This is a genomic window from Shimia sp. NS0008-38b (assembly GCF_040370365.1).
Taxonomy (GTDB): domain Bacteria; phylum Pseudomonadota; class Alphaproteobacteria; order Rhodobacterales; family Rhodobacteraceae; genus Shimia.
Genome location: NZ_BAABWQ010000004.1, coordinates 221,690 through 246,308 on the forward strand (window position 1 = coordinate 221,690; position 24,619 = coordinate 246,308).

A 24,619-nucleotide genomic window follows, 5' to 3' on the forward strand; every position below is an offset into this window, starting at 1 on the left:
GCTCTCTGAGTGTGTTGGCGCTGTATCGGTTGTAATCTACATACTCTCAAATATATGTTTACTCTGATTTACATAGTTTCAGGCTATCTTATGCGCCCCACTCTACGACAACTCGAATACATTGTGGCTGTGGCCGACGCAGGTCAGGTCGGGCTCGCAGCCGCCCAGTTGAATGTCAGCCAACCCAGCCTGTCTGCACAGCTTTCTGAGGTTGAGCTCGATCTCGGGGTCACCCTGTTTCAGCGTGGGCGTTCTGGGGCAAAAATCACCCCCGCTGGCGAAGAGGTTGTGCGGCGGGCACGGCAAATTCTTCACGAACACAAAGATTTACGCGCCGCAGCTCAAGGGGGTGGCATTTTCCAAGGCCGTTTGCGCTTGGGGGTTTTGCCCTCAATCGGCCCTTATCTTTTGCCGGGTGTGGTGCAGCGCCTGCACCGCGATCACCCCAGTTTTCGCCTGATAGTCCGCGAAGAAAGCACCCGTGATCTGGACGAGGGCCTGCGCAGCGGGCGGCTTGATATGATCATCTCTACCCCCGAGGATCACCCCGGTGCCAAAGCTGACATGTTGTTCACCGAACAACTCTGGGCCGCGCTGGCGCTTGATCACCCGCTGTTGGTGGCCGCCACACCGCTCACCCTGCCCGCTTTGGCGGGACAAACATTTCTGACATTGGGATCAGGGCATCGGCTGTCACATATTGTGGCTGGCCTTGCGGCCACGGCAGGCGGGCGCGTGTCCGACGAATATGAAGGCACCAGTTTGGATGCGATCCGCCTGATGGCAGCAACAGGCGCCGGGGTCGCGATCCTGCCGTCAATCTATGCCGCAACGGAATCCCGACGCGGTACCGATGTCAGTCTGCACTTGATAAAGGATCCCGCCGCCAGCCGCACGCTGGCTCTGATCCAACCGAACCTGTCCAAACCCCGCCCCGGCAGCGAGCTGCTGGCCGAAGTGTTGCGCAGCGAGGCCACGCGTATCTTACGTGCGGCCTGATCAGCCGCAGCACCCGCTGGTACAGGAGGATTTTGCCGCAGGTTGCAGATCGAAATCGGTCAGCGGCGCATCGCCAAACAACACCTCAGCAGACACCCCAAGCGCCGCTGCAATCCGCAACACACTGTCTTGTGCCAAAGCGTCCCGCATCGGTGCCGCCCCTTCCAGCCGCGCCACCTGCCGCTCTGTCAATCCGGCCAATTTGGCCAGCTTGGGCCGTCCCAGCTTACGCGCTTTGCGCAAAGTTTTGAGCGTATCGGCATCGATGGTTGTGGCGGTCATGGAAATCTCCGGTGATCTGCCTGCCTCCAAGGAGACACGCGATGGTATAAGGTAACACCCTTTACGCCACCGGAAACTGCAATGGCAACCCCGCCGTGCCTGCAAGAGCGGGCGCGCGACCTGTCCCCCTGCGCGGGCGCTTTAGTAGAGACCGCCAGAGCTCACAGTGCCAAAATCCGCTTTCGGCCCCACAATGCCCGTGCCGCCTGACGATGTGGTCACTTCGCGCCCCTGAGAGGCTTGCACCTCTTCAACCAAAGGCAAGTTGGACCCCATTGCAAAACCACCATCGTAGGTGATGCCAAACACCGGCTCTTCGCCGTCACGGAAATACTCTGCAACCACATGCGTGCCACTGGCGTCATTGTCCAAACGCGCACCAGTGTAACGGTCGATTTTGATGAAATGTCCGCCGGGTGGCACACGGAACTTGCCGCCACCATATTTCTTGATCGCTTCTTCCATGAACTCTTGGAACACAGGACCACAGGTGGTGCCCCCATAGGTGCCACGCCCCAACGGACGTGGACGGTCATGGCCGATATAGCACCCAGCCACGATGTTGGAGGTAAAGCCCACAAACCAAACATCTTTGGCCTCGTTTGTGGTCCCGGTTTTACCAGCCACAGGCACGGACAGGTTGATCTGGCTGCTGGCCGTGCCGCGGTTCACCACACCTTCCATCATCGAGGTCAGCTGATAGGCGGTCACCGCATCCATCACCCGTTCGCGGTTGGTCACAATCCGCGGGCCGCGTGTTTCGGGGATGCTTGGGTCCAAACAGTCGGTACATTCGCGCTGATCATGGCGATAAATCGTCTTGCCGTAACGGTCCTGTACACGGTCCACCAACGTGGGCTCAACACGCTCACCGCCATTGGCAAACATCGCGTATGCGGCCACCATTTGATAAAGTGTGGTTTCATCCGCCCCCAGCGAGTTCGCCAAAAACGCACCCATATTGTCATAAACACCAAACCGCTCCGCATAGCGCGCCACGGTTTCCATGCCGACCTCTTGCGCCAAACGAATGGTCATCAAGTTCCGGCTCATTTCAATGCCGGTCCGCAACGGGGTCGGACCGTAGAATTTGTTGGTGGAGTTCTTGGGCCGCCACACACCCTGCGGCGTGTTGATCTCAATCGGCGCGTCAATCACGATGGTTGCAGGTGAGTATCCGCTGTCCAGCGCGGAGGCATAAACAAACGGCTTGAAGCTTGAGCCCGGCTGACGTTTCGCCTGTGTTGCGCGGTTAAACACCGTGTCTTGATAGCTAAAGCCACCCTGCATGGCGATCACACGGCCGTTGTTGACGTCCATCGCCATAAAACCGCCCTGCACTTCCGGCACCTGCCGCAGCGACCAGCGCACAAACGCGCCACTTTCGTCATTGGTGATCGCGCGCACCAATACGACGTCCCCCACAGACACCAGATCTCCGGCCACTTTCGCTTTGGGCGCCAATGATCCATCTTCACGTTGCTTGCGTGCCCACGTGACATCTTTGGCTGGAACCCAATGTCCGTCATCATCTTCTTCGATGCCTTCGATACCAACACGCGCGTCATTGTTGCCAACCCGCAGCACCACAGCAGGGTACCACTGACCTTCCAGAGCGACATCACGCGGCACCGACAGATTGGCCAGCCCCGCACGCCAGCTCACCTCATCGGTCAACATCTCCGCAGGCAGCACTTCGCCTGTGCCACGCCACACCCCACGCGAGCGGTCATATTTTTCAAGCGCCCGACGCAGCGCGCGCGCCGCCACATCCTGCATCTCTGGATCTTCGGTGGAGCGCACAGTCATCCCGCCGGAAAAGAACTCATCCTCACCAAAATCACGGCTCAGTTGACGGCGGATTTCATCGGTGAAGTAATCCCGAGGTGGCAGACCCACTTTGTAACTTTCATAGTCACCGTTTTGCACCGATGCCAAAGGCAACTCTTTTTCGCTCTCATATACCGCCTGTGTGATGATGCCGTTCTCTGACATCTCTTTGAGCACAAAGTTGCGCCGCGACAGAACACGCTCTTTGTTGCGCACCGGGTGAAATTTGCCCGGCGCTTTGGGCATTGAGGCCAGCGTCGCCGCCTCATGTGGCGTCAATTGTTCAAGCGTTTTGTTGAAATAGGTCTGCGCCGCCGCAGCCACACCATAAGAGTTCTGACCAAGGAAGATTTCGTTCAGATACAGCTCCAGAATCTGATCTTTGCTTAACGTCTCTTCAACCCGAGTCGCCAGAATGATTTCCTTGATTTTGCGTTCAATTCGGCGATCGCCTGACAGCAAAAAGTTCTTCATCACCTGCTGCGTGATCGTAGACGCCCCGCGCACATTGGCGCCACGGCTCTGCACAGCCTCCACGGCGGCGGCGGCAATACCGCGCGCATCATAGCCGGAATGGGTGTAGAAATTCTTGTCTTCTGCCGAGATAAACGCCTCTTTCACCAGCTCCGGAATTTCATCCGCGGGCACAAACAAACGGCGTTCTTTGGCAAATTCATCAATGATATGCCCTTCACCCGAATAAATCCGGCTGATGGTGGGCGGCTTATATTGCGCAAGGCTCTCATGGCTCGGCAGCTCTTGGCCATAAATCCAGAACACCGCACCAATAGAGAGCGCCACCACGGCAATCCCCATGGTCACAAAGGTGAAAATGGTCCCGAAGAAGGACAGTATGAATCGTATCACGTGCAGGCCTTTTGACGTCGCTCAGAGCTCCTCTATACAGAGGCCGTTGCACAGGGTCAAAACACGTCTCTGTAGGAACCAGCAAATTTGCGCCGCATCAGGCGCGCATATCTCTAGAGCTTTTGCCTAATGGTCATAAAGCTCCGAAAACACCGGTGACCCGCCGTGATCTGAAAGCACGCGGTCAACCGTCTCATAGAAATGGCCGCATACATCGAAAAAAGTTTCTTTGTACAATATTTCCAATGCCACCAAATCACTGGGCAACTCTAGACCGTCATCGCTCTGAAACCTCTCCAATAACTGCAACCTTGTTGTTATCTCAATACCAAGGGAAGCGAGCGCCTGTGTGCGCCATTCAAATTCATCCGCAACACCGGACAGATGCACCTGCAAATCACTCAATGTGACGCCAAGACTGCCTTCCTGAGAAAAAACCTTCCGAACTTCTTTCGCCGACTTCCTGATCAAACCCAACCCCGGGAGACCAGTCGCCGCTTCTTTGAGCAACAAAGACGTCTCGTCTAGCAAGCCTTGTATGTCTAGCGCCCGCTTGGCCTTCAGTATTTTGCGCAGCTTGTTGCGCAAGCGATCCGCGGTCTTTTGCAGGTGTTTTTGATTGGCTGACAATTTCTTTGGAACGGTATCGGACGAGAATTCTATTGTCACCTCTGCCAGATCGTCGTTCAAATCTGATACAAATGTTTGGTAGTCCTGACACAGCAACACACAATAGGCAGCCATCGCGAACTGTCGCCTTACCATTGTGACCGGGTGCTCTACCATGTCTTCCAGAACATCCGCGACATCGGCGAGCCTCTCTAAGTCCTTGTTCACCTTGGCCACACGCTACACTCCTTCCTACCAATTACTTCACCAACCGTGCCTGCATGTGCAGCACCGCATTACTCATCTTCAAAACCGAGCAATGTCGAACATGCACCAAACTAGACTCAAAAACCCCTCTTAGAGACAACGCCAATTCAAACAAAATTACTGAAACCGTTCTTCACTGCTGTCTCCGCGTTACTGCCGCACCAACGCCCGCGTCGCCTTGTCCTCAGCCACCCATGCCAACAGCCCATCTCTCAGACCTGCCGCCATGGCTGCCCGCCACCCCGGATCTGTCAAGTTGGCCAAATCCTGCTGATCAGACATGAAGCCAAGCTCCACCAAAACAGACGGAACATCTGCTGCTTTCAGAACTGAAAATGCGGCCTCTCTCAATGGCTTACGATTAAGTCTTACACCGCCCTCTTTCAAAGCATCGACCAGCGAATGCACCAAAGTCTCGGTGCGCGGCTCCGTTTCCATCCGTGCCAGATCCAACAACACATCGGTGACTTCATCGTCCGCCCCCGACAGATCCACACCCGAGAGAATATCAGCCCGGTCATGACGCTCCGCCAACAAGGCAGAGGCGGCATCACTGGCCTCCTCAGACAATGTGTAGAACGTTGCCCCTTTGGCATTGCCCTGACTCAGGCTGTCCGCATGCAGCGACACAAACACATCCGCCTGATGCTGATGCGCCATCGCGACGCGGCCCTCAAGGGACACAAACACATCCTCATCGCGCGTCAGCACCACCTCAAAGCCGCCCGCACGTCGCAACACGTCGCGCAGCTCACGTGCAAACATCAGCATCAAGGTCTTTTCCTGCACGTCCCCGCGCTCTGCGCCCGGATCAATACCGCCATGGCCCGGATCAATCACAATGATTGTCTCTGCCCAATCCTCGGCGCGTGAAATCTCGGGGGTCGCAGGTTCCGGCAAATCCCAACGTGGATCATGTGGTGCCCCCGCCGCCTTGGCAAACTCTAAGGTATCCGCAGGTGACAAAACCAGCGTCAGCGTGGCGCCGCCCGTGCCAACATCCACAGCCATCTCTGCGGTGTCCACGGCCAGTGCGCGCTCCAGATCAAGCACCATCCGGCTCCAACCCGGACGATATGCGCCAAATCTGACCGCAGAAACACCTTCTGCGACGCCCAAGTCAGCGGCTTGAAGGTCTCCCCAATCCACCTCTTTGAAATCCAGCACAACCCGGCGCGGCGCATCCAATGTGAACACCCTCCATGGCACCCCTTGAGACAAGCCAAGCCGCAATTCCGCTGCCCCGCGCCACCCCTCTGACAGGTTGCTGCTGGCCTTATCCAGCCGCGCCAAGGCAGAAAACCCCGCGTCCTGGGCGGTCGCCATACAGGCCCACAGCCCCAAAACCAATGTCAGAAAAATCCTGCTCATGCCGCTCTCTCGCGTTGTCTTTTGCCACAGCTTACACCAGCCGCCAGCACACCGCCACGCCCAGCTTTCCTTTGATCAAAATACCTTCAAACGAAGGGGTCCGCTGCCACCATAGCAAGCAAAGGAGCGCTTTCCCCACAGGCCCGCACACCGGTCACACAAATCCGCGCGCTGCCATAAATCGCTGCAGTCGCGCCAAACCATCCTCGATGTCGGCCGTGCTGCGCGCATAAGAAAACCGCAACGTTTGATGGCCACGCACAGGGTCAAAATCCAACCCCGGCGTTACAGCAACACCTGCCTCCGCCAAAATGTCACCTGCAAAGGCCCGGCTGTCTTGGGTAAAGGCGCTCACATCCACATAGACGTAAAATGCGCCATCTGGCGGCGCAAACTTATCAAACCCCGCCTTTGGCAGCCCTGAGATCATCAAGTCTCGATTGGCGCGATACACCGCCATATTGGCCTCAAGCTCCTCATGACATTCCATCGCAGCCAGTGCCGCCACTTGGCTGGCGTGGCTGGCGCAAATGAACATGTTCTGCGCCAAACGCTCGATCTTGCGCACGTGATCTTCAGGCACAACCATCCAACCCACACGCCAGCCGGTCATGCTGAAATACTTGGAAAAGCTGTTGATCACATAACAGTCATCCGTCAGCTCCAGCGCCGTCACCGCCTTGGCCTCATACTCGATGCCGTGATAAATCTCATCGCTGATAAATTCCGCGTTTTTCTCGCGGCACAGATCAATCAACGCCCCCATAGCAGGCGCATCCAACATCGTGCCTGTCGGGTTTGCAGGCGACGCCACCATCAGCCCATCAAAATCCAAGGCGCGCAAATCATCCGGCACGGGCTGCAACCGGTTTTCAGGCGCGGTTTGCACATCTAACGGCTGCAAACTCAACGCTTTGAGAATCTGTCGATAGCTTGGATATCCCGGTGCCCCAATCGCCACCCTCTCTCCGGCATCAAACAGCGCGGTAAACGCCAGCAAGAACGCACCTGACGACCCCGGGGTCACAATCACCCGACTTGGGTTCAGGTCCACATCATACCATTCTCCGTAAAGCTGCGCGATCCGGGTGCGCAGTTCCGGGATGCCCAAAGCCACCGTATAGCCCAGAGCGCCCTGCGACATGGCACCTGCCAAAGCATCCCGCGCGCCCTGAGGAGCTGCAGTGCCCGGCTGGCCCACCTCCATGTGGATGATATGGCGCCCGCCCTCCTCGGCTTGGCGCGCCGCCTCCATCACATCCATCACAATGAAGGGATCAACTGCCCCACGTCTTGAGTTCCGCATCATTTTGCTCCCTAGTGTCGCCATGAGCTTTCACCGCGAAATGACGGCGCCGTCAATCACCGCTTTTAAGGCCCGCGCCATCGCTTTGCTGACGGCGCTTGTGCTGATGGTCACCACGTCAACTGCCCACGCGGTCAGCCTGCTGCGTGATCCTGATATTGAACACGCCCTGCGCAAAATGGCGTCACCCGTTTTAAACGCTGCCGGCCTTGGCGATACCGTTAGAATATTGCTGGTTGGGGATGATAGCCTCAACGCTTTTGTGGTCGATCACAGCCATATATTCATTCACACCGGCATGCTCATGCGCATGTCCAAACCTGAAATGCTGCAGTCTGTGATTGCACATGAATCGGCCCATATCGCCAACGGACATATCACCCGACGCATGGCCAATCTTGATTCGGCGCGCACCGCATCCGGCCTGGGCCTCGCCCTTGCGCTTGCCGCTGCTGCCGCCACAGGACGCGGAGATGTGGCCGCGGGGCTGGCCTTGGGCACTCAAAGCGCCGCCCAACGGCGATTTCTTGCCCACACCCGCTCCGAGGAGGCCTCCGCAGACCAATCCGCTGTGCGTTATATGGCGGCGGCTGGCATTGATCCCATTGGCGCGGTGCAAGTGCACAAGATTTTTGAAGGCCAGGAGCTTTTGAACGTCTCTCGGCAAGATCCCTACACACGCAGCCACCCGCTGACACGTGACCGGGTGCGCGCCATGGAAGGGTTTGTAGCCGCCTACTCGGGCAAGTCCCGCCCACAACCTGATCTGGACTATTGGTACGACCGCGCACGCGGCAAAACCACCGCCTTTCTGCGCCCGACCAAGTGGACCATGCAACGCGCCTCAGAAAGCCCGGCGGATGATGTGCGCCACATGCGGCTCGCCGTGGCGTATCACCGCCAACAAAACTTGGCCAAAGCCATCTCCCACATCAATCAGTCGCTTGCGATCCGTCCCAACGATGCGTTCTATTATGAACTGAAAGGTCAGATTTATCTGGAAAACCGACAGTTTCAGAACGCTGTGACCGCCTACCGCAAAGCCAATGATCTTGCACCACGCAATGCTTTGATCTTGGGGGGTCTTGGCCGCGCGCTGCTGGCCGTCAAACGCCCCAAAGAGGCGCTGAACTATTTGGAACAGGCCCGCGATCTTGATTTTCGCGACGCGCGAGTCTTGCGCGACCTTGGATCTGCCTATTCCCAGACAGGTCAACACGGGATGGCCTCACTCGCATCCGCAGAGCGCTATGCCCTTGCCAATCGCCTGAAAGATGCCGACATACATGCGCAACGTGCACTGGTCCGCCTGCCCCGTGGTTCTGGCGCCGCCCGACGTGCCGAAGATATTGTGAGCGCCGCAAAGCGTGCCAACAAAAAAAGATGATGGAGACCTTCATGAAACACCTGTTCGCCCCGGCCATGGTGGCCCTGTCCTTAACCGCCTCCTCTGCTTTGGCCTTTGACATCGATGCCCTGTCAGACAGCGAACGCAGTGCGTTTCGCGCCGAAATCCGCGCCTATCTGCTGGAAAACCCAGAGGTGATCATGGAAGCGGTGGCGGTTTTGGAACAGCGCCGCGAAGCGGAGCAGGCCAATGCAGACGTGAATTTGGTGGCCAACAACGCCGATCGTCTGTTTGATGATGGCTTCAGCTGGCAAGGTGGCAATCCCGAGGGCGACATCACGCTGGTGGAGTTCATCGATTACCGCTGTGGCTATTGCCGCAAGGCGCACGATGAAGTTGCAGAGCTGATCTCTTCTGACGGCAACATCCGCTTTATCGTGAAAGAATATCCAATCCTTGGCGAAGCGTCTGAGCAAAGCGCCCGCTTTGCCATCGCCGTGAAGCAGAAATTGGGGGATGACGCCTACAAACTGGCACATGACAGCCTGATCAAAATGCGCGGTGATGTGACGCCAAAGTCGCTGACAAAACTCTCCAAAAGCCTTGGGTTTGAGGCGGACAATATCTTGGAGCATATGAACAGCGAAGAGGTTACGTCGGAAATCAACACCACCCGCGCCTTGGCACGTGACATGAACATTTCCGGCACACCGTCTTTTGTACTGCAAGACGAAATGCTGCGTGGTTACCTGCCGCTGGAGAACATGCGCGCCATTGTCGCTGACAAACGCAGCTGATGGCCTGACCATACAACGCAAAAAGCAGCGGCCCGTCCGCTGCTTTCTATTTTCTGAGGCGGCAAACAGCTATCAAGTCCACGCCCCAAGTGGGTGGCGTTAAGTCTCCGGCGTCCAATCTGGCTGTGTCGCAAACCGAACAACATCGGCATCGAGCTGATCCCAATGCGGCTTGTCCCGCTCAAAAATCACAACCTCAACTGCCAAATCGCGCGCATCATCCATGGTACCAAGCGACAGGGTGATATGCTGCGGTGACCCTGTGTTTTTGCCCCAGATCGGGCTGCCACATTTCACGCAAAACCCTTTGCTGACCGTGGTGCCTTTACAAGACTCATAGGTGAAGACCCCGACCTGCCCATGCACATCAACATTTTCCGCCAAGTACATGGCACCAACAGTATGCCCGGTGCCGCTCAAACGGCGGCACTCTTCGCAATGACACTGCGCCACCACAACGGGCTGACCAGCGGCTTTATAGGTTACCGCCCCGCAGAGGCACTTTCCGGTAAAATTTGTGCACATTCGGCAACTCTATAGTGGCACATGACAGGCACAACCCAACAGACTTGATCTTGTCGCACTTTTTGCGAAAGGCGCAGACAGTACGCTGTATTTGCCCTGAATTTTCCTAGTGCAACGTACGGTGTTGAAAGGGTGCAAAATGGTAGATTTGAGACCGGCGCGATACCACCGCAATACAGACGCGATACCGACGCGCAATTTCACCATGCGATTGCGACATTAACCAATATCGCCTCGCGGGAGATTTAGGTCATTCCGCTGCCTCAGCAGAGGTCTCAGCATCAATTTGCGCGGCCTTCTTCTCAACCTGCTCAACGATGTGATCGACCATCTCTTCGTTGGACATTTTGTGGCTTTGCTTACCGGCCAAATACACCATGCCAGCCCCCGCACCACCGCCGGTGAATCCCACATCCGTCATCAGGGCCTCACCGGGCCCGTTGACCACACAGCCGATGATCGAAAGACTCATAGGTGTGTGAATGTGCGCAAGCCTTTCTTCCAATGTTTCCACAGTCTTAATTACATCAAAGCCTTGCCGCGCACAGCTCGGGCAACTGATGATATTGACCCCACGATGACGAAGACCAAGGCTTTTGAGGATCTCAAAACCAACCTTAATCTCTTCGACTGGATCGGCGCTCAAACTCACGCGTATGGTATCGCCAATACCCATCCACAGAAGTTGTCCGAGCCCAATTGCGGATTTGATTGTGCCGCTGACAAAGCCGCCAGCTTCGGTGATCCCAAGGTGAATCGGCGCATCTGTGGCATCTGCCAACATCTGATATGCAGCCGCAGACATGAAGACATCACTGGCTTTGACGCTGATTTTGAATTCATGAAAGTCGTTATCTTGCAATATCTTAATATGCTCTAAGCCGCTCTCGACCATCGCGTCTGGACACGGCTCCGCGTATTTGTCCAACAGGTGTTTCTCAAGGCTCCCGGCGTTGACACCAATGCGGATCGAACAGCCATGATCTTTGGCCGCCTTGATGACCTCTTTGACCCGTTTCTCATCACCGATGTTTCCGGGGTTGATCCGCAAACACGCTGCGCCCGCCTCAGCCGCTTCAATTGCACGTTTGTAGTGAAAGTGAATATCAGCAACGATTGGAACAGGGCTTTCTTTTGTAATTTCTTTCAACGCTTGCGTGGCCGCCACATCTGGCGCGGAGACGCGCACGATGTCCGCTCCGGCCTCCGCAGCTGCCAGCACCTGACCCAGTGTTGCCTTCACATCACCACTGTCAGTGTTTGTCATTGTTTGAACCGCAATCGGTGCGTCGCCGCCGACAGGCACATTGCCCACCATGATCTGACGCGACTTACGTCGTTCAATATTGCGCCAAGGACGGATGTGGTTCATGGACATGTCAGGGCCTTTCGCACCATCGCAAGAACAGCTTTGATGCCTGTCTAATCACTTCACAGTTCAGGAGCAATGCGCGAAGACGCACAGACACCGATGGTTTGCGCGCAGGTCTATCAAGTATATGAAATGATTGAGTCTCTAGGACAGTGCCTTGATCACTCTTCCGCGACAACAACATCCGCGGCGGCCGCCAGAGCCACAATTTTTGCCAGCTCTGGATCATCTGCCAGATCAGCAACAGCAAAGTTCTCTCTCACCGCATCCGTCGCAAGCTGCAGGTCCCGCACCGTGCCGGTGCCCTCACCTGCAGGGCCATAAAGTGCGCCGTTCACTTTGAAATACACAGAACCAGACATCCCGGCCCGCAGTGTAGGGGCCTCTTCGGTTGCCGGCAGGATATATTCCTCGCCTGCATCAAGGATTTTCTCAAGCAACACGCTGCCATCTGCAGCGCGCACACGCACCCATGCGGGACGCACGGCCATCAGCACCAACTCTGGTGCGTCATCCTCAACGACCTTGGGAACGATACGTTCTTCCTCAACGGCCACTTTGGCGACAAGTTCCGGAACCTGCGGAGTGAACACACCAATATTATTGGGGTTCAACTGTGAAATCGGCGCATCACGCGCCACCAATACTGGAACATCCAGAGCCTGAGGGCGATACAATCGATCCAAAGCTTCAGCTGGCGCAAACACACCAGCCCCCAATGTAGCAACCGCTTCGCCTTCTAACGCAGTCTCAGGACGAGACGTCATACGATCCGCACGATCCAGCGGGTCTAAATCGCTCAACACAACTGGAGATTGCTCCACAGGCGCAAGCGTAACACGTTGAATTTCATTGAGAACAGACCATCCACCGTAGCCGATCGCAGCAATCAAGGCGACCAACACCAAAGATGATCCAACCGCGCGCATCTCGATACGAGACAACAATGACTCCTGAATGGGAGTGAACGGTGCATTTCTTGCAAACGGATCACCAGAAACCACCGGAGCAACCTTTTCGGTCTTCCGCGCGCCCGAGGCCTCCGCAGACATGCCGTGCGCAGTGGTAAACCCACTCTCTGCACAAAAGATGTCAAACGCCGTTTCCGGGTCGAGCCCCAAATAGCGTGCGTAAGAGCGCACGTACCCAGCAATAAACCCAGGCGTTTCGAATGCAGATGGATCACAGTTTTCAATGGCAGCGATATAGCTGGCACGGATACGCAATTCACGCTGAACATCGAGAAGAGATTTGCCCAGCGTTGCACGCTCTCCGCGCATCATGTCGCCAAGACTGACAGCAAAGTCATCGTACCCTTTCGGGCCTTCAACTACCTCTTCGGTATTGCGCTTTGATCTGCGCCCGATCATCACAAATGCCCCATCTCGCACCGCCGACCCTTCATCATCCCCGATTCGGACCGATCCCTTATTAACAGAATCTATAGCACAATTAAGGACCGCGAGAACTTAATGTGTGGTTAACCTGCCAAATCGGCACGATTCAGCGCACAATGGCTCCAAAGTGCGTCCAGAGCACCCACAAGAGCGTCCATTTCATGCGGGCCGTGTACGGGAGACGGCGTAAACCGTAGTCGTTCCGTACCACGTGGAACGGTTGGGAAATTGATTGGCTGAACGTAGATGCCATAGTCTTCAAGCAAATGATCGGACAACACCTTGGTATGGACAGGGTCTCCAACAATCACCGGCACAATGTGGCTGCCATGGTCAATGATAGGCAGGCCCAAACCTTTCAGCCGAAGTTTCAGTATTTTCGCCTGAGTTTGATGGCGTTCGCGCAACGCCTGATCTGTTTTCAGATGTGCGACCGAGGCTGCAGCCCCAGCAGCAATGGCCGGAGGAAGCGATGTCGTAAAAATGAACCCTGGCGCATAAGACCTTACAGCGTCGCACATTTTTTCAGACGCGGCGATATAGCCGCCCATCACACCATAGGCCTTGGCCAAAGTGCCGTTGATGATGTCGATCCGATGCGCAATATTGTCACGCTCAGTGACGCCACCACCACGTGGACCGTACATGCCGACAGCATGCACCTCATCGATATAGGTCAAAGCGCCAAACTCATCCGCCAAATCACAAATCGCTTCAATCGGTCCAAAATCTCCGTCCATGGAATACACAGACTCAAAAGCAATCAGTTTCGGCGCGGCAGGATCATCCGCCTCCAACAACGCGCGCAGATGGTCCACATCATTGTGTTTGAAGATACGCTTCGCGCCGCCATTGCGGCGCACGCCTTCAATCATTGATGCGTGATTCAATTCATCTGAATAGATAATCAGTCCAGGAAACAGTTTTGGCAGAGTGCTCAACGTCGCGTCATTGGCGATATACGCGCTGGTGAAAAGCAATGCGGCTTCTTTGCCATGCAAATCAGCCAACTCAGCTTCCAACCGCTTATGGAAAACTGTGGTGCCCGAAATGTTCCGAGTGCCACCAGATCCTGCACCAGCAGCGTCAACAGCGTCATGCATCGCATTCATCACAACAGGATGCTGTCCCATACCAAGATAGTCGTTACCACACCACACTGTGATCGGACGCGCACTGCCATCTTCACGGGTCCAAGTCGCATGCGGGAAATGCCCCTGCTTACGTTCGATGTCGATGAACGTGCGATAGCGCCCTTCTTCGTGAAGTCGATTAATTGCGTCATCTAGCTTTGCAGTGTAATCCACAGTGGCGTTCCTTCTTACCAGTCTCAGAGACTTGGCTTTGCAATGCCCATTTAAGACATCGCTGCTCTTTTAGTCATCCGTTGCGCGTTGGGCAATGGCTACCAGACGACACAACGATACCACATTGATATCGATCAATGTGTAAATGCGCGAGTCTGGACACTGGCCGATCCGGTGTTACGGTTCCCGCAAATCGTCGCACCCCAACCAACTTACAGGAGCCTTCATGACGCTGGACCCCGTACTCGCCCGTATTGATCAGAACATGCCCGACGCAGTCGACCGGTTGTTTGATCTGCTGCGGATCAAATCAATTTCTACAGACCCGGCTTTTAACGCCGATGTCGACCGTGCCGCCGAGTGGTTGGTGTCTGAGCTTCAAAGCATTGGAATCGAAGCGGAAAAACGCCCAACGACCGGGCACCCCATGGTTGTCGGGCATGTTGATGGACCTGGTCCGCACCTTTTGTTTTACGGTCACTACGACGTTCAACCTGTCGATCCCCTGGAACTTTGGGACAGAGACCCGTTTGACCCAGCGCTGGAGGACACCGATGCAGGTCAGGTCATTCGTGCTCGCGGTGCATCTGATGACAAAGGGCAGTTGATGACCTTTGTCGAAGCTTGCCGCGCTTGGAAGGCTGTTCATGGTGCCCTGCCCTGCAAGATAACATTTCTGTTTGAGGGTGAGGAAGAATCAGGTTCCCCTAGCCTTGTGCCTTTCCTAAAAGAAAACGCCGAAGAGTTGAGCTGCGACATCGCCCTGATCTGCGACACCGGCCTGTTTGAAAGCGCGGTTCCCGCAATCACCACAATGCTACGTGGTCTTTTGGGGGAAGACTTTACGATAACAGGACCAAGCCGCGATCTTCATTCGGGCATGTATGGCGGCATCGCGATGAACCCAATTCGCGTGCTCTCCAAAATTCTGGCCGGTTTGCACGACGAGACGGGCGCTGTGACCCTTCCGGGATTCTACGACGACGTGCCAGAGTTACCCGACCACATCCGCGCGCAGTGGCAGGGGTTAAACTTTGATCACGCAACCTATTTGGGAGATGTGGGTCTAAAATCGCCAGCTGGAGAGCTGGACCGCACCCCTTTGGAGCAAATTTGGTCGCGCCCGACCTGTGACGTAAACGGTATTTGGGGCGGCTACACAGGGGACGGATTCAAAACCGTTCTGCCCTCTCAAGCCTCCGCCAAACTGTCCTTCCGTCTCGTCGGTCAGCAAGACCCAGACAAAATTCGAGACGCCTTTCGCAGTTATCTGGAGGGGCAATTGCCTGAGGGATTCACGGTAGAATACCGCACGGAAAAAGGCTCCGCCGCGTCACAGATGTCGATTGAAGATCCATCCTTTGAGAAGGCACGCGAAGCGCTGTCTGACGAATGGCCCCGTCCCGCTGCCTATGTGGGTTGTGGTGGTTCCATCCCGATTGCGGGCTTCTTTAAGGATATGTTGGATATGGATTCGATGTTGATCGGCTTTGGTCGTGACGACGATCAAATCCACTCACCCAACGAAAAATACGACATGGAAAGCTTTCACAAAGGCACCCGATCATGGGCACGCATCTTGGCTGCTTTGTCACAGTAAGTGAATGCACGAACGAAAAGCGCCCGCCTTAGGCGGGCGTTTCACGTTCACACGGCGTCAGCTGCGCACAGCTTGTGAAACTGAGTCAGCAGTGAAATTGAAAACACAAAAACCAACCATAGCACGCCGACCTCGACCACAGCCATCAACACCGGCGGCAAAGCCGGCAGCCCCGCACCGGCCACGGAATATGCCAACATGCACAGCGTCATTATAGTGGCCAAACCGCACGTGATCTCGACATGCTCCAGACTTCTATTGAACGCGGCAAAAATCCCCTCCTTACGTCCCAAAGCTGCCTGAACCAGGCTCGGTGACACTGACAGGTACCAAAACCAAAACCCCCAGGTGAGCGCGGCAGTCAGCACAACTTGGAACCAGCCTTGATGGTAGGCGCCAACGAAGTCCCCTATCGAAATTCTCACGCCTGCTCCCGTGATGAAGGAGGTTGGTACGACAATCATCAGGCCAATCAGCACAAAAAACAGCGTAGCTCCTACGGATTTCAGTAGATATTTGAATGTTTCGGCAACGGGAAGAAGGCTGCGTTGATCGGGCGGAAGCAGTATCGCGCGATGCCAGTTGACGGCCGCGCTGTAAAACAACAACGCCCCCGCGAGAGCGGCGATGACAACCTTTAATCCGAACGCTGACGGGGCGCCCTCATTCGCTGCCAAACCTCCGACAATATTTTGAAAAAACATCACCAAAACGAGGATGGCAAAGATGAAAAGAGGCAGCAATGTCACCTTCAATGCTGTCCAAAAGTTCCCCAGAACGCTATCCAAGGCAGCATCCATCAGCCGTTTCGCCGCGACAAAATCCATAGTTCCAATCCTTAGCCTTGTTGAAGGCGCAGACTGACATACAATCTACACGAGCATCAATGCAGGATGTTCGCCCAATCAAAACGTTTTCTCTTGGAGGGGGAAGAAGTGGCGCGGTTGACGGGGCTCGAACCCGCGACCCCCGGCGTGACAGGCCGGTACTCTAACCAGCTGAGCTACAACCGCGCATCTAACTTCGCCTTTCGGCATGTCCGGTACCCATTGGGCGCCCTGGACTGGACTGGTAGTGGTGGCGCGGTTGACGGGGCTCGAACCCGCGACCCCCGGCGTGACAGGCCGGTACTCTAACCAACTGAGCTACAACCGCTCACTACCTGCTGACTGACATGTGCCGTTCAGCGTGTGGCGTGGTTTATGCTGAGTGCTTTGGCACGTCAAGCGGATATCCGCACCAAATTCAAAGAATTTTCGCACTGATCCGCCCACCCCATTTTTCCCCGTAGAAAGCTAAGGTTACTTTACTTTGCGCAAATACAATTTTGTGATTAGATGGCTCCACCTGATTCAATTGTATTTGAAGGAATAACCCATATGAAACCTCTTTACGCTGCCCTGTGTGTTGCTGGCCTGACATTGGCTGCTTGCTCCCAACAGGAAGAGCCAACTCCAGTTTATGCTCAGCCCACCTTTGACAAAGCTGGCACTGCAAGCTGTTCCGCAGGCTATGATCTGATGACCACTGATTCCGGCGCTCTGGTCTGCGCACCAGCAAGCTAAGCGAACCTACACAGGTTCTTTGACGGCGGTCCATAAAGGGGCCGCCGTTTTTGTTTACCAAAGACAGACCCTTCTGCGGCTCCCCCTCCTCCGCTTTAGAAGCACATGAATCTATGAACAAAGGGCCGGCAACACGTTCACACATTTCACATCGTGAATGGAGGTCAAATGCACTTTTTGTGCAAAAACCTGTCGGTTGCTGGAGTTATCCTCCCAACCGTGTCCCCGGCCACAGCAATGACTGTTTCCTATATCAACCCCGGTAGACAAACTGGGTTCTGGGGCGCTGTGAGCGCACAATGCAAGCAGCAGTCGATGACTTTGGCACCGAACTGGAAATCATCAATACAAATCGGGATCGCCAAGGCATGATCTCTGCCGCCGCTGAGCTCGCGACGCGCATCGCATAAAGAACGACAACCCATCTTTGATGGTTTTCACCGAGGACTTAAGGAAGAATGGTGGGTCGTGAGAGGCTCGAACTCCCGACATCTTCGGTGTAAACGAAGCGCTCTACCAACTGAGCTAACGACCCGGTGAGCGGGGATTTAGCCCCTACGACGAGGGCATGCAACCCCAATTTTGAACTTTTCTTGCTTCCCCCTCAAACTCTCGTAAATTGGCGTGAAATTTCCGCTAGGAACCCAAATGCCTGAGCCCATTATTCCCAAAGGCGTCGCTCATGTCTCCGTCGACACCGTAGGCACTGCAGACCCTATTGTTTTTGCCCTGCAACCAAACCTGTCGATGTTGGCCTTTACTTCCGCCATCGAAACGCTGCGGATCGCCAACCAACTGACCGGCCAAAGCCTTTATTCTTGGACCACAATGTCTGAGACCGGCGAGAATGTGCGCTGCTCAAATGGAATCGAAATAGGCATCGACAGTGCTTTGGGCGCCCCCCCCCCGAATGCCGCGATTTTTGTGTGTTCAGGCGTTGAGCCCGAGCATGCCGCCAGCCAGAAGATGGCGGATTGGGTTCGCCATCAATGGCGAACAGGACGCCGTGTGGGAGGACTCTGTTCGGGCGCCTACACACTTGCCAAGGCTGGGATCCTTGAAGGCAAAGATTTCACGCTACACTGGGAAAATATCCCGCCGTTTCGCGAACACTTTCCGCATCTCTCTCCTCTGGAGCAATTATACGCCATCGATGGGCGGATCATGACCTGCGGTGGTGGTGTCGCGCCAATGGATCTGTTTTTGAAATTGATCTACGAGCGTCATGGAGCCCAACTGGCCCGCGCGGTGCTTAATATGTGCCTGCACACCGTTCAAAGATCAGAAAACGACCGCCAACAAAGCTCCACGGCTGCGGTGATCGGCAATCGCAGCGACAAACTGGTACGCATCATTTCCTACTTTGAAGACCACTTAGAGGAAACCGTGAACCTTGACACGTTGACCAAAAACTTAGGCGTATCGCGCCGTCAGATGGAACGGCTCTTTAAAACACATCTCAATGTGACACCCAAAAAATACCTGCAAGAACTCCGCTTGCAAAAAGCCCGCATTCTTCTTGCCGAAACCGATATGGCTGTTGTCGATGTGGCGACCGCATGCGGATATGAATCAGCTGGAAACTTCTCAAAGCGGTTCCGTGAGGCTTATGGCATATCTCCCCATCGATTTTCTGCCGGCCACGGTTGATGCAGGACACCTAAAGTTTGTCTCAAGATCAACTCACATGTCGTTGTGCCTTAGCATCCGCTGAACAATACAGCGATCTACGGAGCGGTCATTTGTACTAAGACAACATTCGTTTGACTTACCTAAAAAGCCAGCCAACAAATTTCGATCAAAGTTCGACAATCACCACACCATTTGAACCCCAGCCATGCAGCAGGACTTCAAATCTCCAGCAACGATTGGGCGCAGACCAGGCCCCCCATACAAAAAGGCATAAGGCTGGCGGCCAAGCCCCTTACCAAAAGTGTTGGAGTAACCGAACACGTGGACGTGTGCGTTTGGCATTCAGATGAATAAACACCTTCGCAGATATCTGCGAAGGCGTTTTCATCTTGTATCTCGTTTTGCGGAAAATGCCGAGGTGATGCCGGCCTTAGCTTTCCCGTATCAGCCGCTGGACGCCTCCGATCGGGGCTTCATCAGGAGACCTGCGATCCGTGCAGACAGCGGGAAGGCGATAGCTCCCATCACGAATGCGATCGGAAAGGCGATCAGAGCTGTTTTCGGCCAGACCGAAAGCCAAAGGGAGGTCGGCCCAAGGGCTATCAAGGACATAATCCCTGACATGCCAGTGGCCATCAAAAATGTCATGATGACTTGGGTTAGAAACATTGTCTTCTTTTCCATCAGTATTTCTTTCAATGACGGATGGAGTCTTGATGCGCTCCCTGCGCAATATGACACCATCCTGTTGCAAGGGTGGTGTCGCGGGATCACGCCGCTTGGACGTGCTTAAATCCCGCTCACGCGGGGACGGGAATAACCAAACCCGCCTAAAATCTTTTCGACCCTTTCCACATAAAGGCTACACAAGAGAAAGCAAATGATGAAATTGCGCCGAATTGCAACTTGCCGCCCCCACACAATCTACAACACATCTGGCAAGGGGCTTAACTGGTGGCCACCCCCCTCTCTTTCTGAGCACTCAATACTTTCAACTCGGAAAAAGAGATCACTATGACCATTCAAAATGCCTCCCCACCCGTTCGCATCGAACTGGCCGAGACACACGTGCGCATCACTTGGAACGCCGAAACAGCCGGCGACTTTCCATTTGTTTGGCTACGTGAAAACGATCCAACTGGCTTCCACCCTCAAACGCAGGAACGGATGACAGACCTCACCACAATTTCGCTCAACATCACCGCAAGCGCTGCAAAGCAGGTCGAAAACCAACTCGAAGTCTATTGGGACGAAGGTGATGATCTAAGCGTGTTTGATCTGGATTGGCTCTTGGCGCACCGCCCTGGCCACTCGTCTGCTGACGCAGCAGATACCGGTTTTACAACATGGCGCACAGACCTATCTCCCGCGGGTATTCCACGCACAAACGCGGACATCGTGATCAACGATGATGGTGCATTGAAAGACTGGCTTGTATTAACTCGAAAATATGGACTGAGCATCGTTGATCATTTGGCGGACACAACCGATGCGGGTATGGATGTTGCCCGCCGCATTGGGTTTCTGCGGGAAACCAACTTCGGGGTGACCTTTGAAGTCGTTTCCAAACCAAATCCGAACAATCTCGCCTACACGCCGGTCGCCCTCCCTTTGCACACTGACCTCACCAACCAAGAGTTGCCGCCGGGCTTTCAGTTTCTACATTGCCTCGCCAATGAGGCTGAAGGCGGCGAGTCGCTCTTTTGTGATGGATATGCAGTTGCCGAAGATCTCAAACGCAACGATCCCGATGCATTCGCCGCGCTTTGCGACATCAGCATCCCCTTTCGGTTTCATGATAAAGAGACCGACATCAGGTGCCGCAAACGCGTGATTACTTGCAATGACAATGGCGACGTCATCGAAATCTGCTTTAACGCACATTTGGCAGACTTCTTGGACATCGCTCCGCAGGACATGCCGCGGTACTACCGTGCCTACCAGACGTTCATGGCCATGACGCGAGACCCCCACTACATCCTGCGCTTGAAACTAAAAGCAGGCGAGATGGTGGTCTTTGACAACCGTCGGGTTCTGCATGGTCGGTCTGCATTTGACCCCAACACCGGTCGGCGCCACTTGCACGGTTGCTACGTTGACCGGGGCGAATTCGAAAGCCGTCTCCGCGTGTTGTCACGCTAAAAACAAAGCGGCACTCCTTTGAGTGTCGCTTTGTTTACACCACAATTGTGGTGCCTAGAACTTCAATATTATCCTCGACTTAGAGGAAGCCTTCCAAATGAAGCGTCGACAGGGTCAAGCCTGTAAATACATCATACAAATCTAGAGAATGGTGGGTCGTGAGAGGCTCGAACTCCCGCCATCTTCGGTGTAAAGAAAACACGCCTCGGTTACGACTGGACGCTGGCATTGTCGATGTTCGTCGCACAAGCGCAGATACAAAAGTCGGCAGAAGCATAAACAGGATGCACCATAGCAACGCTGCAAACCTGTCCGAAATGGTTGCCTCACTTTAGGCCAGCACACGTATATTTCGGCACCTGGCAAGTTGGTTGTGCACAAGCTCCATTGCCCTTGTTTCATTGCTGTGCGTTGCCTCCGCTCTGTCCTTCCAAAGTTTGGCTTTGACCCGGCGTTCCGCGGTCTCCTGTTCTGTCGAAAGTGCCACAGGCCCGGACCCGCCCCTGACATTCCCCCAATATACCGTCATTGCTTGCGCCTGAAATCTCGTGCATCAATTGGCTTTGTAGGACACTTGGTTTGGTGGGAGCACCCTTGTTCATGATGTCGCTTGGCCTGAATTTACTTCGCCTACTTAAGGCAATTGGACGCTCTTGGAGCATTCCCGATTTTCGAGCTGGATTTGTGCTCGCATCATTGATTCTTTTTTCGGGCACCGTGTTTTATCGCAGCGTAGAAGGCTGGAGTTGGACGGACTCACTCTATTTCAGCGCCACCACAGTATCCACGGTAGGTCTGGGCGACCTGTCGCCGCAGACTGATCTGGGGAAGATTTTTACCGTCGTTTACATCTTTGTCGGAGTGGGAGTTTTCGTTTTGTTGTTTACACAATTTGCTCGGGCTCTAACCCATGTTGAGAATGAGAGAGTTCTAAAGGATAAGGCCGCCAGCACAGAGACTTCGGAGCCAGCACACTCGCCTCGCTCAGACACTGAGTGATATTGATCTGTCCCTACTTCGCGGCAACAGAGGCGATGAGCCTCTTTCATTTTGCCACGCCGAGTTAAGAAGAGAGCAATCTACGTATTAAGGGAATATATCTCGTTGGCTCATGCAGTCTGGTCCAGACCAATGACATAAGATGCTATTGGGGGATGACGGATCGTGGATAACCCGCGCCGCGAACATCGACTTCTGCTATCTCTATTCGGCCGTTTTGTTGCGCCATCGCGAGTGGATCACCCGTGCAAACAAAGAGGGTTGTGCCATTTTGGCCACCGAGCATACATGCAATTCCACCTTGAGAGATAACAACCTCATCAACCTGCTTACCCGTAGCAGAAATACATCGGACTTTGGCTTCAAGCGGGTTAGCAACCCATATGTTACCAGCTTCGTCTAGACATATTCCGTCTGGAGCGGACTTGCGTGTGAAGGTTGCTTCGAAGTCTTCAATCACGCCGAGGGTATCAAAGGCGACGTGTACATAGTGTTCCAAGAGATTGTTCTCTGAGCCAAATTTCAATTGCGACAGGCGGCCTGCGAATGACTCTGCCATGGTCAGGGTTCGCCCGTCGGGCGTGATAGCAAGGCCGTTTGGAAAGGGCAGCTCGTCGCAGAGAACACTTGCGGTTCCGTCGGTTTCCACAACAATAAGTCGCCCTGACTGGTAAGGATCGACACCGACCTGAAAGCCGCTGTCTGCGATGAAAATTCGGTCGCCTGGCCCAACAATCAATTCATTGGGGTAAGCTGCAATGCCGTCAAGATCAAGGAAGGTTGAGAACGCTTCGTCTTCAGGGCCGCGCTTGAGGATTTTTCGATCGAACGCAGCAGCTAACACCGCCGTACCATCGGACAGAAAATCCATTCCAGCAGGTCCACCGGAGACCGGGATATGTAATGTTTGCGTACCATCTAGAGAGACAGACCTAACTCCAGACTTTTCTGCAAAGGCCTCCGTTATCCAAAGCTCTCCAGCATGCCAGCGCGGGCTTTCAGGCCAAACTAAGCCCTCGCAAATAACTGTTGTCTCGTTTGTCATGTGTTCATCAACGCCTCGTTTTGGGTTTGATTAAGAACCTCAGATGGGAGTTCACCGAACTGTCTGAGAAAACACTCCGCAAAACGCCCCGATTTGGTGAAACCCGAGTCCAGTGCGACTTGCTTCACCGAGTGTGGCGGATTGTCTTTGTCGGTTAATCTTTCGTGTGCGGCACTCAGCCTGAATGCCATAAGGCACTTGTACGGCGCCAAGCCGTGAACCTCTTGAAAACACTCAAAGAGACGGGTTTGACCGACGCGCGTTATCGCGCAGATTTCTGAAAGACTGGGTACAGAACTAGAGTGCGCGAGTGTAAGCTGCCGTGCCTCGGCAACCACATCTACGGCGCGACGGTTTAGTCCTCTTGTTACTGCGTTCGCACTTTCGGCCGAACGGAATTCCATAGCCAAAACATCTATGAAGTCGCGCTCAGCAACTTCAGGCATAAAATGTAATTCTTGGCGAGCCCCTAGTGAACGCTCCACCTCCATCGCGGCGTGGATCTGCCCCGCAACGGCTTGCAACAGGACGGTGCTCGGCTGAATAATAGATGCGCCAAATTCGAAAGAGCTATCACACCCGCCATTCATGGATCGCATTGCAGATTCAATTGCTTCGCGTGTTGCTCCCAAAGTGATGGCGTCACGGTTCTCGCCCGCTGTCGAGTAGCCGTTCAAACAGTCTGCGAGAAAGGCATCGCCCTCGCTGACCTGGTATCCATCAAAAACATAGTCCCCGCTCCATGTAAGAGGGATATGCAGGGTGATCCAATTTGGATCCGGAACATTGTAGGCGGTATAAGCTTGTGGCACATGCATGCGCGTGATCACGCAATTTCGTCCTGCCATCTTGAAAGCGCGCATCGTTGGGCGGCGATTACCCAAAAACACGATACCGCCTTCGACAACCGGCAGCCCGATGTTTTGCTCGCGCATAGATGAAATTGCGCGCAGGCCCAATGTCCTTCCGAGATCCGAAGGGGCAAACAAACCAGATTGTGTATCGAAATCACTTATCACAGCAGATCAAAAACCAATCTTTACAGAAATCAACAACAAGCCGAAGATTTTGCGCAATATAGTTGCGCAAATGGCGAAAAAAATTGCGCTTACTAACAATGGAGCATGCCTTGATGTCTGTCACGACAAAAAATCGTGTGAAAATCTCGTGCAGGTTGATTTGATGAGCAGAGGATCCTCTTACTTGACCTCCGTAATTGAGCTGCTGCCGGCTTCGAAACGGCGCAGATGACTATTCTGTGCGGTTGGTCGTTTCAGCAGCTGGTGCTCAAAATTCGGCTTAGTGACAAGACGTCATGTTGTTGCGGGATTGACATCAAAACGAGTTTCACCTGAGTTC

Annotated in this window: 21 protein-coding genes and 3 tRNA genes; 9 read left to right on the forward strand and 15 right to left on the reverse strand. The window is 54.5% G+C overall.

Annotated elements, in window-relative coordinates; genetic code table 11:
• Positions 1-90: 90 nt before the first annotated feature.
• Entirely contained in the window at positions 91-999 is a 909-nt protein-coding gene (locus tag ABWV47_RS17815) for a hydrogen peroxide-inducible genes activator (RefSeq protein WP_353314342.1), read from the forward strand.
• On the opposite strand, the gene ABWV47_RS17820 is transcribed toward ABWV47_RS17815, so the two are convergent.
• The 5 genes from ABWV47_RS17820 to ABWV47_RS17840 all read right to left on the reverse strand — a co-directional run bounded on the left by ABWV47_RS17820 (position 1,000) and on the right by ABWV47_RS17840 (position 7,531).
• Positions 1,000-1,281, reverse strand: a complete 282-nt coding sequence (locus ABWV47_RS17820; RefSeq protein ID WP_353314344.1) for a helix-turn-helix transcriptional regulator — start codon at positions 1,279-1,281, stop codon at positions 1,000-1,002.
• Between the two features lie 141 nt (positions 1,282-1,422).
• The gene (locus tag ABWV47_RS17825) at positions 1,423-3,978 is read right to left on the reverse strand and encodes a penicillin-binding protein 1A (RefSeq protein ID WP_353314346.1); all 2,556 of its coding nucleotides are present in this window, start codon (positions 3,976-3,978) and stop codon (positions 1,423-1,425) included.
• A gap of 126 nt (positions 3,979-4,104) precedes the next feature.
• Positions 4,105-4,824, reverse strand: coding sequence for a hypothetical protein (locus ABWV47_RS17830; RefSeq protein WP_353314348.1), 720 nt, complete (start codon positions 4,822-4,824; stop codon positions 4,105-4,107).
• 180 nt (positions 4,825-5,004) lie between these two features.
• On the reverse strand, positions 5,005-6,225 hold the full coding sequence (locus ABWV47_RS17835; RefSeq protein ID WP_353314350.1) for an N-acetylmuramoyl-L-alanine amidase: 1,221 nt from the start codon (positions 6,223-6,225) through the stop codon (positions 5,005-5,007).
• A 154-nt stretch (positions 6,226-6,379) separates the two neighbouring features.
• Complete coding sequence (locus ABWV47_RS17840; RefSeq protein WP_353314352.1) at positions 6,380-7,531, reverse strand: pyridoxal phosphate-dependent aminotransferase; 1,152 nt, start codon at positions 7,529-7,531, stop codon at positions 6,380-6,382.
• Positions 7,532-7,553: 22 nt separating this feature from the next.
• Here ABWV47_RS17840 and ABWV47_RS17845 point away from each other — a divergent pair, with 22 nt between their 5' ends.
• Positions 7,554-8,918, forward strand: coding sequence for a M48 family metalloprotease (locus ABWV47_RS17845; RefSeq protein ID WP_353314354.1), 1,365 nt, complete (start codon positions 7,554-7,556; stop codon positions 8,916-8,918).
• A gap of 11 nt (positions 8,919-8,929) precedes the next feature.
• Complete coding sequence (locus ABWV47_RS17850; protein WP_353314356.1) at positions 8,930-9,676, forward strand: DsbA family protein; 747 nt, start codon at positions 8,930-8,932, stop codon at positions 9,674-9,676.
• Between the two features lie 99 nt (positions 9,677-9,775).
• Here the strand turns inward: ABWV47_RS17850 and ABWV47_RS17855 are convergent, their stop codons facing one another.
• The 4 genes from ABWV47_RS17855 to hemA form a co-directional block, all read right to left on the reverse strand.
• Positions 9,776-10,201: a GFA family protein gene (locus tag ABWV47_RS17855; protein ID WP_353314358.1), complete on the reverse strand. Its 426-nt coding sequence runs from the start codon at positions 10,199-10,201 to the stop codon at positions 9,776-9,778.
• 250 nt (positions 10,202-10,451) lie between these two features.
• Entirely contained in the window at positions 10,452-11,579 is a 1,128-nt protein-coding gene (ispG, locus tag ABWV47_RS17860; protein ID WP_353314360.1) for a flavodoxin-dependent (E)-4-hydroxy-3-methylbut-2-enyl-diphosphate synthase, read from the reverse strand.
• A gap of 155 nt (positions 11,580-11,734) precedes the next feature.
• The gene (locus ABWV47_RS17865) at positions 11,735-12,943 is read right to left on the reverse strand and encodes a helix-turn-helix domain-containing protein (RefSeq protein WP_353314362.1); all 1,209 of its coding nucleotides are present in this window, start codon (positions 12,941-12,943) and stop codon (positions 11,735-11,737) included.
• 110 nt (positions 12,944-13,053) lie between these two features.
• Positions 13,054-14,277: a 5-aminolevulinate synthase gene (hemA, locus tag ABWV47_RS17870; protein WP_353314364.1), complete on the reverse strand. Its 1,224-nt coding sequence runs from the start codon at positions 14,275-14,277 to the stop codon at positions 13,054-13,056.
• Positions 14,278-14,503: 226 nt separating this feature from the next.
• Between hemA and ABWV47_RS17875 the strand changes: the two genes are divergently transcribed.
• The gene (locus ABWV47_RS17875) at positions 14,504-15,877 is read left to right on the forward strand and encodes a M20/M25/M40 family metallo-hydrolase (protein ID WP_353314366.1); all 1,374 of its coding nucleotides are present in this window, start codon (positions 14,504-14,506) and stop codon (positions 15,875-15,877) included.
• Positions 15,878-15,924: 47 nt separating this feature from the next.
• Here the strand turns inward: ABWV47_RS17875 and ABWV47_RS17880 are convergent, their stop codons facing one another.
• From ABWV47_RS17880 to ABWV47_RS17890, 3 genes are all read right to left on the reverse strand, one after another.
• Positions 15,925-16,704 (reverse strand): hypothetical protein, encoded by a 780-nt coding sequence (locus ABWV47_RS17880; RefSeq protein WP_353314368.1) that lies wholly within the window; start codon positions 16,702-16,704, stop codon positions 15,925-15,927.
• Positions 16,705-16,813: 109 nt separating this feature from the next.
• Positions 16,814-16,890: transfer RNA gene (locus tag ABWV47_RS17885), tRNA-Asp, on the reverse strand.
• A 65-nt stretch (positions 16,891-16,955) separates the two neighbouring features.
• A tRNA-Asp gene (locus ABWV47_RS17890) sits at positions 16,956-17,032 on the reverse strand.
• Positions 17,033-17,256: 224 nt separating this feature from the next.
• Between ABWV47_RS17890 and ABWV47_RS17895 the strand changes: the two genes are divergently transcribed.
• Entirely contained in the window at positions 17,257-17,442 is a 186-nt protein-coding gene (locus ABWV47_RS17895; protein WP_353314370.1) for a hypothetical protein, read from the forward strand.
• Between the two features lie 459 nt (positions 17,443-17,901).
• Here ABWV47_RS17895 and ABWV47_RS17900 read toward each other — a convergent pair.
• Positions 17,902-17,977: transfer RNA gene (locus tag ABWV47_RS17900), tRNA-Val, on the reverse strand.
• Between the two features lie 113 nt (positions 17,978-18,090).
• On the opposite strand from ABWV47_RS17900, the gene ABWV47_RS17905 reads away from it, so the two are divergent.
• The 4 genes from ABWV47_RS17905 to ABWV47_RS17925 all read left to right on the forward strand — a co-directional run bounded on the left by ABWV47_RS17905 (position 18,091) and on the right by ABWV47_RS17925 (position 22,215).
• Positions 18,091-19,092, forward strand: coding sequence for a GlxA family transcriptional regulator (locus ABWV47_RS17905; protein ID WP_353314372.1), 1,002 nt, complete (start codon positions 18,091-18,093; stop codon positions 19,090-19,092).
• Positions 19,093-19,420: 328 nt separating this feature from the next.
• Complete coding sequence (locus ABWV47_RS21065) at positions 19,421-19,867, forward strand: hypothetical protein (RefSeq protein WP_502959722.1); 447 nt, start codon at positions 19,421-19,423, stop codon at positions 19,865-19,867.
• A 221-nt stretch (positions 19,868-20,088) separates the two neighbouring features.
• Positions 20,089-21,216, forward strand: coding sequence for a TauD/TfdA family dioxygenase (locus ABWV47_RS17915; protein WP_353314376.1), 1,128 nt, complete (start codon positions 20,089-20,091; stop codon positions 21,214-21,216).
• Between the two features lie 603 nt (positions 21,217-21,819).
• Positions 21,820-22,215 carry a potassium channel family protein gene (locus tag ABWV47_RS17925; RefSeq protein WP_353315219.1) on the forward strand — a complete coding sequence of 132 codons (396 nt, stop codon included), beginning with the start codon at positions 21,820-21,822 and terminating at the stop codon, positions 22,213-22,215.
• 145 nt (positions 22,216-22,360) lie between these two features.
• Here ABWV47_RS17925 and ABWV47_RS17930 read toward each other — a convergent pair whose 3' ends face one another.
• Both ABWV47_RS17930 and ABWV47_RS17935 read right to left on the reverse strand, forming a co-directional pair.
• Positions 22,361-23,260, reverse strand: coding sequence for an SMP-30/gluconolactonase/LRE family protein (locus tag ABWV47_RS17930; RefSeq protein WP_353314378.1), 900 nt, complete (start codon positions 23,258-23,260; stop codon positions 22,361-22,363).
• The gene (locus ABWV47_RS17935; protein WP_353314380.1) at positions 23,257-24,195 is read right to left on the reverse strand and encodes an AraC family transcriptional regulator; all 939 of its coding nucleotides are present in this window, start codon (positions 24,193-24,195) and stop codon (positions 23,257-23,259) included. The genes ABWV47_RS17930 and ABWV47_RS17935 overlap by 4 nt, the downstream gene beginning before the upstream one ends.
• Positions 24,196-24,619: the final 424 nt, after the last annotated feature.

Excerpts from the sequence above, each read along its gene's own strand:
- ABWV47_RS21065 (WP_502959722.1), top strand. The coding sequence starts at position 19,421 with ATGAATAAACACCTTCGCAGATATCTGCGAAGGCGTTTTCATCTTGTA.
- ABWV47_RS17880 (WP_353314368.1), bottom strand. The coding sequence starts at position 16,704 with ATGGATTTTGTCGCGGCGAAACGGCTGATGGATGCTGCCTTGGATAGC.
- ABWV47_RS17905 (WP_353314372.1), top strand. The coding sequence starts at position 18,091 with ATGCCTGAGCCCATTATTCCCAAAGGCGTCGCTCATGTCTCCGTCGAC.
- ABWV47_RS17820 (WP_353314344.1), bottom strand. The coding sequence starts at position 1,281 with ATGACCGCCACAACCATCGATGCCGATACGCTCAAAACTTTGCGCAAA.
- ABWV47_RS17850 (WP_353314356.1), top strand. The coding sequence starts at position 8,930 with ATGAAACACCTGTTCGCCCCGGCCATGGTGGCCCTGTCCTTAACCGCC.
- ABWV47_RS17865 (WP_353314362.1), bottom strand. The coding sequence starts at position 12,943 with ATGATCGGGCGCAGATCAAAGCGCAATACCGAAGAGGTAGTTGAAGGC.
- ABWV47_RS17915 (WP_353314376.1), top strand. The coding sequence starts at position 20,089 with ATGACCATTCAAAATGCCTCCCCACCCGTTCGCATCGAACTGGCCGAG.
- ABWV47_RS17925 (WP_353315219.1), top strand. The coding sequence starts at position 21,820 with ATGTCGCTTGGCCTGAATTTACTTCGCCTACTTAAGGCAATTGGACGC.
- ABWV47_RS17840 (WP_353314352.1), bottom strand. The coding sequence starts at position 7,531 with ATGCGGAACTCAAGACGTGGGGCAGTTGATCCCTTCATTGTGATGGAT.
- ABWV47_RS17855 (WP_353314358.1), bottom strand. The coding sequence starts at position 10,201 with ATGTGCACAAATTTTACCGGAAAGTGCCTCTGCGGGGCGGTAACCTAT.
- ABWV47_RS17935 (WP_353314380.1), bottom strand. The coding sequence starts at position 24,195 with ATGCGCGAGCAAAACATCGGGCTGCCGGTTGTCGAAGGCGGTATCGTG.
- ispG (WP_353314360.1), bottom strand. The coding sequence starts at position 11,579 with ATGTCCATGAACCACATCCGTCCTTGGCGCAATATTGAACGACGTAAG.
- ABWV47_RS17895 (WP_353314370.1), top strand. The coding sequence starts at position 17,257 with ATGAAACCTCTTTACGCTGCCCTGTGTGTTGCTGGCCTGACATTGGCT.
- ABWV47_RS17845 (WP_353314354.1), top strand. The coding sequence starts at position 7,554 with ATGAGCTTTCACCGCGAAATGACGGCGCCGTCAATCACCGCTTTTAAG.
- ABWV47_RS17815 (WP_353314342.1), top strand. The coding sequence starts at position 91 with ATGCGCCCCACTCTACGACAACTCGAATACATTGTGGCTGTGGCCGAC.
- ABWV47_RS17930 (WP_353314378.1), bottom strand. The coding sequence starts at position 23,260 with ATGACAAACGAGACAACAGTTATTTGCGAGGGCTTAGTTTGGCCTGAA.
- ABWV47_RS17875 (WP_353314366.1), top strand. The coding sequence starts at position 14,504 with ATGACGCTGGACCCCGTACTCGCCCGTATTGATCAGAACATGCCCGAC.
- ABWV47_RS17835 (WP_353314350.1), bottom strand. The coding sequence starts at position 6,225 with ATGAGCAGGATTTTTCTGACATTGGTTTTGGGGCTGTGGGCCTGTATG.